This is a genomic window from Streptomyces sp. NPDC050617 (assembly GCF_040654795.1).
Classification (GTDB): domain Bacteria; phylum Actinomycetota; class Actinomycetes; order Streptomycetales; family Streptomycetaceae; genus Streptomyces.
In genome coordinates this window covers 201,621-210,856 of the sequence record NZ_JBFAIS010000015.1, presented here as the reverse complement: position 1 = coordinate 210,856, position 9,236 = coordinate 201,621, and the positions used below count along the sequence as shown (strand labels likewise).

At 70.5% G+C, this 9,236-nt stretch carries 7 protein-coding genes and 1 pseudogene; 2 read left to right on the top strand and 6 right to left on the bottom strand.

The window, feature by feature from the left end; all coding sequences use genetic code 11:
• Nucleotides 1-164: 164 nt before the first annotated feature.
• Together AB0I49_RS21495 and AB0I49_RS21490 are read right to left on the bottom strand one after the other, a co-directional pair.
• Complete coding sequence (locus AB0I49_RS21495; RefSeq protein WP_363228627.1) at nt 165-1,430, bottom strand: MFS transporter; 1,266 nt, start codon at nt 1,428-1,430, stop codon at nt 165-167.
• A 636-nt stretch (nt 1,431-2,066) separates the two neighbouring features.
• Nucleotides 2,067-2,333: pseudogene (locus tag AB0I49_RS21490) on the bottom strand (transposase); the annotation flags it as partial.
• 828 nt (nt 2,334-3,161) lie between these two features.
• Between AB0I49_RS21490 and AB0I49_RS21485 the strand changes: the two are divergent.
• The gene (locus tag AB0I49_RS21485; protein WP_363228611.1) at nt 3,162-3,569 is read left to right on the top strand and encodes an SgcJ/EcaC family oxidoreductase; all 408 of its coding nucleotides are present in this window, start codon (nt 3,162-3,164) and stop codon (nt 3,567-3,569) included.
• Nucleotides 3,570-4,031: 462 nt separating this feature from the next.
• On the opposite strand, the gene AB0I49_RS21480 is transcribed toward AB0I49_RS21485, so the two are convergent.
• Nucleotides 4,032-4,613 carry a peptidase inhibitor family I36 protein gene (locus AB0I49_RS21480; RefSeq protein ID WP_363228610.1) on the bottom strand — a complete coding sequence of 194 codons (582 nt, stop codon included), beginning with the start codon at nt 4,611-4,613 and terminating at the stop codon, nt 4,032-4,034.
• A gap of 326 nt (nt 4,614-4,939) precedes the next feature.
• On the opposite strand from AB0I49_RS21480, the gene AB0I49_RS21475 reads away from it, so the two are divergent.
• Nucleotides 4,940-5,920 carry a helix-turn-helix domain-containing protein gene (locus AB0I49_RS21475; RefSeq protein WP_363228609.1) on the top strand — a complete coding sequence of 327 codons (981 nt, stop codon included), beginning with the start codon at nt 4,940-4,942 and terminating at the stop codon, nt 5,918-5,920.
• A 188-nt stretch (nt 5,921-6,108) separates the two neighbouring features.
• Here AB0I49_RS21475 and AB0I49_RS21470 read toward each other — a convergent pair whose 3' ends face one another.
• The 3 genes from AB0I49_RS21470 to AB0I49_RS21460 all read right to left on the bottom strand — a co-directional run bounded on the left by AB0I49_RS21470 (nt 6,109) and on the right by AB0I49_RS21460 (nt 8,331).
• Nucleotides 6,109-6,396, bottom strand: coding sequence for a hypothetical protein (locus AB0I49_RS21470; RefSeq protein ID WP_363228608.1), 288 nt, complete (start codon nt 6,394-6,396; stop codon nt 6,109-6,111).
• 429 nt (nt 6,397-6,825) lie between these two features.
• Entirely contained in the window at nt 6,826-7,095 is a 270-nt protein-coding gene (locus AB0I49_RS21465; RefSeq protein ID WP_363228607.1) for a hypothetical protein, read from the bottom strand.
• Between the two features lie 210 nt (nt 7,096-7,305).
• Nucleotides 7,306-8,331: a serine hydrolase gene (locus AB0I49_RS21460; protein WP_363228606.1), complete on the bottom strand. Its 1,026-nt coding sequence runs from the start codon at nt 8,329-8,331 to the stop codon at nt 7,306-7,308.
• Nucleotides 8,332-9,236 lie beyond the last annotated feature (905 nt).

Below are 9,236 nucleotides of genomic sequence, written 5' to 3'. Positions count from 1 at the left end.
AGGCAGGGGCCGAGGTCGAGGCAGGGGCCGAGGTCGAGGCAGGGGCCGAGGTCGAGGCAGGGGCCGAGGTCGAGGCAGGGGCCGAGGTCGAGGCAGGGCGGGAGCGGCGGTGTGCCGCGGCCCGGCCGGTGGCCGGTTCCGGCGGGCCGGGCTGCCGGCGCCGCCTATCCGGTGGCCGCGGCCGGCTGCGGGACTGCGGGGCGGGTGTCCGGCAGGAGGGCGAAGCAGCCCAGGCTCAGCAGGGCGACCGCGGTCAGGTACACGGCCACGCCCCAGGGGGCGCCGGGCCCGTGGGCGAGGGCGGTGGCCACCATCGGTGTGAGCGCGCCGCCCAGGACCGTGCCCAGGCTGTAGCCGACGGACGCGCCCGTGCAGCGTACCCGGGAGGCGTACAGCTCCGGCAGATACGCCGCGACGGCGGCGAGCATCGTGACGCACCCGAGCATCGCGCCCAGATAGCCGAGGAAGATCAGCGGCGGCCGGCCGGTCGACAGGAGGCCGATCATCGGGAACATCCACACAGCGCAGCCCGTGCACCCGAGCAGGCACAGCGGCCGCCGCCCGTAGCGGTCCCCCAGAACGGCGGCCACGGGGATGAGCGCGCCCGTGATGACGGCGACGGACAGTGTGCAGCCGAGCATGACGGTACGGTCGACGCCCAGGCGGTCGACGGCGTAGGACAGGGCCCAGGTCGACATGGTGTAGGAGACGGCGGTCGAGGCGGCCAGCGCTCCCGCGGTGAGCAGGAGCAGCCGCCCGTGCTCGCGTGCTACTTCGACGAGCGGCATGCGGGCGCGCTCGCGCTGTTCGAGGAAGTCGGGGCTTTCCGGGAGCGAGGTGCGCAGCGCGAGTCCCGCCGCGGTGAGCACGCCCGCGAACAGGAACGGCAGCCTCCATCCCCAGAGCATGAACTGCGCGTCGCTCAGGGCGGCGGACAGCGCCAGCATGATGCCGTTGGCCAGGACCGAGCCGAGCGGCGGGCCGATCTGCGGGAAACTCGACCACAGTCCGCGCCGGCCGGCCGGCGCGTGCTCAGCGGTCAGCAGAACCGCGCCGCCCCACTCCCCGCCCACCCCGACCCCCTGCACGAAGCGCAACACCACCAGCAGCACGGGCGCGGCGATGCCGATCGAGTCGTACGTCGGCAGACAGCCGACAGCGACCGTGGCGAGCCCGGTCACCAGCAGCGAGATCACCAGGACAGGCCGCCGGCCGCGCCGGTCTCCCAGGTGGCCGAAGAGAGCGGAGCCCAGCGGCCGCGCCGCGAACCCGACGCCGAAGGTGGCCAGGGCGGCAAGGGTTCCGGCCAGCGGGGAGACCGTCGGGAAGAACTTCGGCCCGAGCACCAGCGCCGCCGCGATGCCGTAGACAAGGAAGTCGTAGAACTCGATGGCAGTACCGGCCAGCGAAGCCGCCGCAAGCCGCGACAGACGAGGCACAGCAGCAACACGTACGGACAGCGAAGGAGCCGAGGACGATGTGTACATATCGACTGAACTGCCCTGCATGATCACGGGTTACGGGGCGCACAGAGGCACGCAACCTGCCGGACCACACCACAGGACGCCACCACAGTCCAGCCGCCCACGCCGCGCGACCTACTCCGACCACAGACCCCCACCGGGACCGACCGCGCCGCGCGACCTACTCCGACCGCAGACCCCCACCGGGACCGACCGCGCTGCGCGGCCTACTCCGGCGGGAGCCCCCCACGGGGGCCGTCTTCTCCCTTCGTACACGCAGACGCGCCGGCACAGCACAGGCCCGCCCGACAGGCAGGCAGGCAGGCAGGCAGGCAGGCAGGCAGGCAGGCAGGACCAGCCGCGACCACAGGTCGACCGCTGGCAAACGCCCACGAAGTCACAGCTCCGGGGGCTCCGCCAGCACGTCGCACCCGTGCGCCCCTGGCCGCGCTCGGTCCCACCGGGACTGGAGGAACCGGAGGGGCCAGAGGGCGAACCTGCAACTCGCAAGGCCCGCTACGGACTGACAGCACACCGGATACCTCCCCCGGCCGGCCACCTTCCTCGGCCAACTGCGACCACGGCGACGCCGCCGGCGGATTCAAGACGCACGCCGCCCAGGAGTCGGCACCAGGACATGCGACCCGATCCGAGAACAGCGACGAACGAGTACGGCCAGCCAGGTACGAACTGGCCCGAGGTCCATCCGCTGCAGCCGCAGACAGGGCAGAACAGACACTCCACTCTGGTCGGGGCATCGGGACGGAGCCAGTCGCCGACGTCAACCGCGAGAACCAGGAATCCGCCGGCGGCCAGCGACATGGGCAGGCCCGCCAACACCCACCACAGCCGGGGCACCTCCACGCCCCCACACTCGAAGGACTCGACACAGGCTGACGCGGCACAACCCCGGCGGGACCAAGCCACGCGCCACCACGACCAGCCAGGGCAGGCCACGCCCGGCCAGGGCAGGCAGAGCGGGACGGGGCGGGGCGGAACCGTTTCGGCGGGAACGGCTCGTACGTCGACGAGGCGAGGAAGGGACCTACCACGCGAGGCCCCCGCGCGAACGAGCCGCTCAGCTCCGTGATCGCCTCGGCGGGCAACACGGCAACTCCCGCATCCGAACCCGGCCGCCCCGCAACGCACCGCGGCGACGGACACCGTCATTTCCTCACGGCCGTCCAGCACCAGCTCAGCACGGCTCCCGAACAGATAACCGGCCTGCACGCAGCCCTGCGCGCCACAGGCCAGTACACCGGCGCGACCATCGACCGGGCAACGCTTGAAGGGCCGCTGCTGACCGCCTACCTCACCGACTCCGCAACGCCTCCGGCCACCCCGCAGCACGGCACGAACCACCCACCGACACCCGGAGAAAACCAGCCCACCTGCGGGCGGAGGTACGGCGGGAACTGGAGAAGCTGATCCGACTCACGGACACCTCGGAAGAGCAGCCGACCGCGGAACTGACGGCCGAAGACCAGCCCGAACTGCGCCGACCACTCGACATCATCCACACCAACACCACCAACGAACCCAAAAGACAACCCACCCAAACCCAACAACCAACCACCCAACCCGACGACTGCTCGATTCGGTGACGGGCAGGACTTGCACAAACCGTTTCAGTAAGAATAGTTTCAGCGAGAACTGATTGAGGTGCTGCCGCGAGGCGGCCGACCACAGGAGACGACGATGACGGTCACGCACCAGGACACGGTCGAGCAATTCCTCGAACGGATCCGGGACGCCTGGGACGCAGGAGACGCGAGCGGCTACGCGGCACAGTTCGCGCACAACGCCTCGTACGTGATCTTCATGGGGGACGTCATGCTCGGCCGCGCCGCCATCGAACAGACCCATCATGAGGTGTTCACCCGGTGGCAGAAGGGCACACGCATGGCAGTCAGGCCAATCGACGTGCGGATGCCGGACGAGTCGACAGCGGTGGTGACCACCGTCGGCGGCATCGGCAAGGGCAGCCGGATCAACGTCGACAAGTTCCAGACCTTCACGCTGCACCGCCACGACGGACGCTGGGAATGCGTGGCCTTCCAGAACACGAAGATGAGCCGCCGCTCCAAGCGCGCCTACCGCCCCTGACGACCTCTCCAGCCGCTCCCGGACGCACCCCCGCCCAGCGCCCGGCCGCATACGGCACCCCCTGCAGGCCGGGCCCGGCAAGCCCCTCGGCGGGTCGGCAGGCATCAGGCCGCGGCCGGGCGTGAACCGCCCCAGCGAAGCGCGCGGCGCAGATCGCGGTCATCCACCCCATCGCCTGGGCATCGGCAGACCCGGTCATCCGGAACAGCACTGACCAAGCACATGCCACCGGGGTAACGGGAAGCGCCGGTCAGCTACTCCCAGACACATACGCACGGCTCTGCACAGCGCCGCCACCGGCGGCGGTGGATCGGCTCCGGCAGGATCTGCTGACCGGCCTGTGCGCCTTCGGGCGTCCAGGGGGCCTTGAAGGTGTCTGCCGCGGGACGGAGCGGTGCCGAAGCCTCGAAGCGTAGGGTGCCTTGGCCTCCTACGCTTCGAGGGCTGGGGTGAGGCGTGTGATCAGCAGACCTTGATCTTGTAGGTCTTGTCGTTGGGGCTTCCGCCTGTCTGCGAGCTGTCCTTGGACAGGTCCTTGAGGTAGTGCCCGGCATTGACCGCGATCATGAACCGGTCGCGGCTGTCGTAGAACCTGGACTGGACGTCGCCGTACTGGTTGCGGTTGTCGATCGAGGAGATGCTGCCCACCGCTGACTCCCCGTTGGGCCAGTGGAAGCGGCGCAGGTCCTGTGTCGTGCAGGTGGACCAGTACATGGCCCCGCCGGAGAAGTTGCTGTCCTTGTAGACGCACAGTCGGCCACGGGAGCATTTTCCGTCCGCGAGGTCCATGAAGGCGCCCTTGCCGAGTGCGATGGTGTGCGCGTCGATCTGGCGTGAACCGGGATTGTGCGCGAGGGCCTGACGTACCTGCTGGGCCATCCCGCCGACTTCCGCACTGCGGTCGTGCGGCGCTGTCGCGTAGGGTCCTCCGCCGCGGCCGTCTGGTGCCGCGGCCCAGGCGGACGCCGCGGGCGCGGCGATGAGCGCGATGGTCAGGGCGCCCAAGGCTGCGGCTTTCACCATGGGGTTGCCGATGAACTTCATGATGCCTCCGTGATCCGGTGTGCGCGGGCCCGTCGGGCCGCTTCGTCGCCCGGTCGGGCCTCGGGACGGGAGTGCCGTATGGAGGTTCCTCCCCGCACGGACCGAGAATGGCCGATGCGGGAGGAGAGGAGTTGACGACGAGCGCCACGTACGTGCCGATGAACGCCAACGACCTCCCAGGCATCCGTGTCAGAGAGGCGGATGGCCGGGCAGGGCCGCGGGAGGTGGCCGGAACCAGAAGTGCCCCGCCACCCCCAACGCGCCGTCGTGGCAGTGTGGGAACGGATGTAGGGGGCAAGTTGCTCGGGGGCTCGGGGGGAAGGCTTATGGGGCTGCTGATCCGTACCGAGGATCTGCCTCCGGCCGAACGGTTCCCGTTCTGGCGGGACATGATCTGCCAGACCATGGCGCCGTACGACATCCGCACCGACCACGTGGACGACTTCCGTGCCCAACTGCACGTGGCAGAACTCGGCGCCGTCGACCTGGGACTGATGATCCAACCGTCCCTGCAGGCCCACCGCACCCGCCAACACATCCGCCGGTCCGACCCTGAGCACTACACCCTCGGTCTCCTCGTGCGCGGGCAGGTCAATATGGCCCAGGACCACCGCGACACCACGCTCGGCCCTGGCAACTTCGTACTGCACAGCACCTCCCGCCCCCTCCGTACCTCTACCGAAACGGGCACAACGGGGTGGACCGGGCTGCTCATCTCCTTTCCCCACACGCTGCTCCCGCTGCCGGACCGCAAGATTGCACAGCTGACCGCCGCTCGGTTGCCGGCCCAGAACGGGCTCGGCCGACTAATGGCCCGGCAGCTTCACGAACTGGCCGACGGCGTGGGGACGTACACGGCCGCCGACGCCGCGCGGGTGGGCATGGTCACCGTGGACCTGTTGTCGGCCCTGCTCGCGCACGAGCTCGAAGCGGGCGCCGCGCTCCCGCCGGAGACACACCAGGCCACCCTGATCGCCCGCATCCACGCCTTCATCGACGAGAACCTCGGTGACCCGGGACTTACACCGCAGGCGGTCGCCGACGCCCATCATCTGTCCGTACGTAGTCTCCACCGGCTCTTTCGCACTTGTGACGGTTCCGTTGCGGCATGGATCCGCTCCCGTCGGCTGGAGCGCTGCCGTCGCGATCTGACCGACCCCGGGCTCCTGCACCAGTCGATCCAGACCATCGCGGTACGCCGGGGCTTCACCAACACCGCCCACTTCAGCCGCATCTTCCACACCGCATATGGCCTGAGCCCCCGCGACTACCGGCGCCAGGCGGCCACCCGCAAGCCACAGTGGTGACATACGGGCGCGACGGCGCCCTCCGGTCTCCGTTCGGAGACCCACTTGGGGCGGCGTGGAACAACTGGCTCAGAGGGGCAGTGCAATGCCCTTGCTGCCACACGCGCGGGCGGCGGTCACGAGGGTGACGTGATGGTGCCGGCGGGCACCAGGTCACACGGCCTCACTGCCGGGGCCGGTGCGGCCTCCTAGCCAGGAGCTCCGGAGCCCTTTCTCGGCTCGACGAGGTACCAGTCGCCGGCTTCCAGCGCGTCCGGGAGAGGTGTGTACGGGAGAGGTGTGTACGGCTCAACCAGCCCCCTCGCGCCCTTGGCCGGACGGTAGAACAGATGCGTAGCCGAGTGCTCGGCGGAACTGCCGTCCTCCAGCGACGTGTTCGCCGGGACTCGGTAGATGTACTTCCCGGGCTCCACCCAGGAGCCTCTGGCCATACACCGACCGGCCTTCAGCGCCCGCAGGGCATCGGAGAAGTCCATACGGACACGGTAGTCCTGACACCCGGCCGCGCAGCACCGGATCGCATCCGACCAGACTCCCAACCACCCCCGCCCCGAGCCCGTCCGCTACCGGCGGCGGGTGATGCCGAACCGGCTGCGGGACTTCACGGCCGGCGCTTCGGCGGCGGCGCGTTCGGCTTCCTCCGCCTGCCGGCGCGCGACGCGCTCAGCCTCCGCCCGGTCGGCGGCCTCCTTGGCGCACGGTCCGCACAACCCGTCTCGCCCACCGGGGCCACGAGGACCGCCTGGTCTCCTGCCAGCGTTCGTCGGTGAACTTGGTGCCGCAGCGCGTGCACACCGGCCGTCGCGCCTCCCGCTCAGCGGCACGGTGCCGCTCCTCCTCCGCATCGGCGCGGGCTTCCTGGGCGCGAAAGAGGACGTCGCCGTAGGGGTTGTCGAGCGCGGCCGTCAGCGTCTGCCCGCCCTGGCGTCCCAATCGTCGCCACATCGCCGCGCCGGCGCCGTGCTCCGCACGCTGCCATCAGCGCCTTCCACGACCTCGGGGCCGTTCAGGCCGGCGACATCGACGCCGCCCGCGAGTTCGCCGACACCGAGCCGCGCATGTCCAGGAACTGGTCGCCGGATATCGGTCGACGCCCACACCACGGCAGGGAGCAGCGCCGTCACGGCCGGCGTCGCCGATCGGCGCACTGCGGCGAACGCCAGGAACACGGACACGCGCAGTCCGAGTCAGGACAGGAAGGTGTCCAGGAGGCTGCCTAGGTTCCCGGGCGTGTTCGGCACGAGCGAGTGCCGCAGCATCAGCAGCGCGCTGAGCACGGCGGCGCTGCCAGGGCTCGGCCGCGCCGCCGGACGCCGCCGCGGCCGGGTCCCGCCGACTGGTCCGGGGCCTGGGCCCGGAGAGTGCCGGGGGGGGAGGTAACGCGGTCACGAGCGGGCCCCCTTGTCGCCGTTGTCCTCGCTGCTCTTTTCGCCGTCAAGCGCGGCGGGCAGCTGCGTGCGCAGCGCCTCAATGAGCTTGCCGCTGCGGTCCAAGGCGGCGGACAGGCCCTCAGTGGGCGTGGTGTTCGCCCGCTGGGCCAGGGTGACGCCGAGCACGAGGCGCTGCCGGCCGCCCGCCCGTACCTCGGCGGCCCACATCAGGCTGCCGCCCGCGGGGGTGGTCGAGCCGGTTTTGAGGCCGATGACGCCGGGCCGGTCCAGGAGCTGGTTGGTGTTGGTGACCGTGCCGGGTATGCCTGGCACGGTGGTCTCGCGCAGGGCGACGACCTTACGCAGGGCCGGCTGCCCCATGGCCGCCCGTGCCAGCTTCAGCTGGTCGTCGGCGGTGCTGCGGGTGCTCTCCTCGACGCCGCTGGCACCCGTGTACGCGGTGTGGGTCATCCCGAGGTCCTGAGCGGCCCGGTTCATCTTCTCGACGAACTTCTCCTGGGAGCCGGAGTCCCAGCGGGCGAAGAGCCGGGCGGCATTGTTGCCGGAGGGCAGCATGAGGAGCTCCAGGAGCTGGCGCTGGGTGAAGCGCTGCCCCTCGCGCAGCGGCACAGTGGACTCGCTCAGGGACTGCGACTCCTGGGCGGCCTTCGCATCGACATCGACCCGCGGCCCCTGCTCCCCGTCCTTGAGCGGGTGCTCCTTGAGGATCACGTACGCGGTCATCACCTTGGTCACGCTCGCGATCGGCACCGGCGTGGCCCCGCCCTTGCTGCCGAGCGAGCCCAGCCCGTCGACCGCGATACTGGTCTGGCCCTCGCCCGGCCACGGCAGGTCCATCTTGCCGGCGATCGCCGCGCGGTCGGTGAGGGAGGAGTGCGAGGAGGCGATAGGGGACGGCCGGTCCCCGACAAATGCGACACCCGCGTACGTACCCCCGCCGAGAACCGCGGCCAGCGCCAGCGCGCCGCACACCGCACGTCGCCGGGGGACCCGGACCGCCCTCGCACGCCACACACCCATCGGAACCCGCCTCTCCGCCGCCAGTCGCACGGTTCGCCGTGCACTGCACACAGCCTGGACGGGCCCCGTATCCGGTCGATCGTGGCCGTGCATCCACTAGTGCGCGGTTTTGTGCCGGCCGGGTGACGGACATGTTCCGAGACCATGACCGACGCTCTGGAGCCCGTCGGCCACGCCGCTTTGCTGACCGCCGAGCGGGCCGTCCGGACCGAGATCAAAATCGGATATGCCCGCGTCGCAACCGGCGGGCAGAAACCCGAACGGCAACTCGACGCCCTCACCACCGCCGGATGCCGGATACCGGATACCGGAAGATCTTCACGGACACGAAGTCCGGCAGACCGCGCTCCGGCCGGAACTCACGGCATGTCACGCCTTCCTCAACCCCGGTGGTTTTGTAGGGACCTTCGGGAGATGTTCGTGCCGACTCCGGGAGGCGCTCAATGGAGCTCGAGGCACGGAATGTCGGTGAGTTTTGAAGTCGCTCGTGCGTGCGATGGCGGGGTGACGAGCCTCCAGCCCTGATCACGAACCTCGCACTCCTCGGCCCTGGTAGGTGGCTAACGGGGCGCTGACAGCTGGCAGCGGCAAGGTGCTCGGCCCTGTACTCGTGAAACTGCCGCTACCTGGCATGCAGCGGGGCGTGGCTGACTTCCGAGGTCTGCAGCGGGGGCATGCAGATTGACGCGGTGCTCGTACTCGCGGCGGGCCTTGCGCTGGGCCGGGACCGCCGCGGTGCCGTCGGGGGCTTGGCGGAGGTCGAGGTGTCGGCGGTGGGTCGCGGGCATGGCCTTGATGCGCAGGGTGTAGCCCTGGCCGCGCCGCACGGTTACGCCCTGGTCGAGCGTGGCGCGCTCTGCGGGCTCCCGTTCGGCCGCCTCTGCCGAAGGCCCGCGCCTCCCGGC

What these genes read in the sequence shown, in the direction of transcription:
- AB0I49_RS21485 (WP_363228611.1), top strand. Translation starts at nt 3,162, where the DNA reads ATGACGGTCACGCACCAGGACACGGTCGAGCAATTCCTCGAACGGATC.
- AB0I49_RS21480 (WP_363228610.1), bottom strand. Translation starts at nt 4,613, where the DNA reads ATGAAGTTCATCGGCAACCCCATGGTGAAAGCCGCAGCCTTGGGCGCC.
- AB0I49_RS21475 (WP_363228609.1), top strand. Translation starts at nt 4,940, where the DNA reads ATGGGGCTGCTGATCCGTACCGAGGATCTGCCTCCGGCCGAACGGTTC.
- AB0I49_RS21470 (WP_363228608.1), bottom strand. Translation starts at nt 6,396, where the DNA reads ATGGACTTCTCCGATGCCCTGCGGGCGCTGAAGGCCGGTCGGTGTATG.
- AB0I49_RS21460 (WP_363228606.1), bottom strand. Translation starts at nt 8,331, where the DNA reads ATGGGTGTGTGGCGTGCGAGGGCGGTCCGGGTCCCCCGGCGACGTGCG.